This is a genomic window from Streptomyces sp. NPDC005799, from assembly GCF_040630525.1.
Lineage (GTDB): Bacteria > Actinomycetota > Actinomycetes > Streptomycetales > Streptomycetaceae > Streptomyces > Streptomyces griseorubiginosus_B.
The window spans coordinates 1-1,042 of record NZ_JBEXXQ010000231.1; the positions used below are offsets into that span (position 1 = coordinate 1).

Here is a 1,042-nt window from a genome sequence, read left to right on the forward strand (position 1 = left end):
GCGGTACCCGATCCGCGCTCGCGGCGGGGCCGCTGGTACTCGCTGGTCTCGATCCTGCTCGTCTGTGCGGCGGCAACCCTTGCGGGCGCCCGGAGCATCGATGAGCTCGCCGAGTTCGGTGCCCGTGCCGGCAGCGACCTGCTGGACATCCTGGGTGTGCGCCTCCACCTGTTGCGGTGGCGGCATGCCCCGTCCCGATCGGCGATCAGCCGGGTGCTGCAGCGCCTGGACGGCGACGCCCTGGACGCGGCCGTCGGCGCGTGGCTGGCCCAGCGCCACGCGCATCCGGCGCAAGACGGACATGCGCGGCGAGTGATCGCGGTGGACGGCAAGGCCCTGCGCGGCTCGGCTCACCGGGACCGACCCCGCCGCCACCTGTTGTCCGCGATCACCCACGGATACCCGCTCACCCTGGCCCAGGCCGAAGTCGGAGCCAAGACAAACGAGACGACGCACTTCCGGCCGCTGCTGGCCGGTCTCGGCCTCACCGAGACGGTGGTCACCTTCGATGCCCTGCACACCGTGCAGGCCAACGTGGCCTGGCTGGTCGAGACCAAGAAGGCCCACTATGTTGCGGTCATCAAGACCAACCAGCCCACCGCCTATGACCAGTTGGATGGCCTGGACCGGTCGGCGGTGGCTGTCCAGCACAGCGCCTCCAACGCCGGTCACGGCCGCCGCGAATCCCGCTCGGTCAAGACCCTCGGCATCGCCGGCAACCTCGGCGGCATCGCCTTCCCCCACGCGAAGCTCGCCATCCGCGTACACCGCCGCCGCCAGGAGAGCGGCAAGAAGCAGACCCGCGAGACTGTCTACGCCGTCACCAGCCTCGACACCCACCAGACCACCCCCGCCGACCTCGCCTCCTACCTGCGTGGACACGGGATCGTGCACTCCCCGCACCACATCAGAGACCGCACCTTCACCGAGGACGCCTCCACCGTGCACACCGGCACCGCCCCACGCGCCATGGCCACCCTCCGCAACCTCGCGATCGGCACTCTCAAAGCCGCAGGCGCCACCAACATCGCCAAGACCACCC

1 protein-coding gene is annotated in these 1,042 nt (G+C 70.4%); it reads left to right on the forward strand.

The genetic code is table 11. The annotated features are described in order from the left end of the window. Positions 1-1,042, forward strand: a 1,042-nt coding sequence (locus ABZ453_RS51425) for an ISAs1 family transposase (protein WP_359027023.1), incomplete at both ends; no start/stop codon positions are given.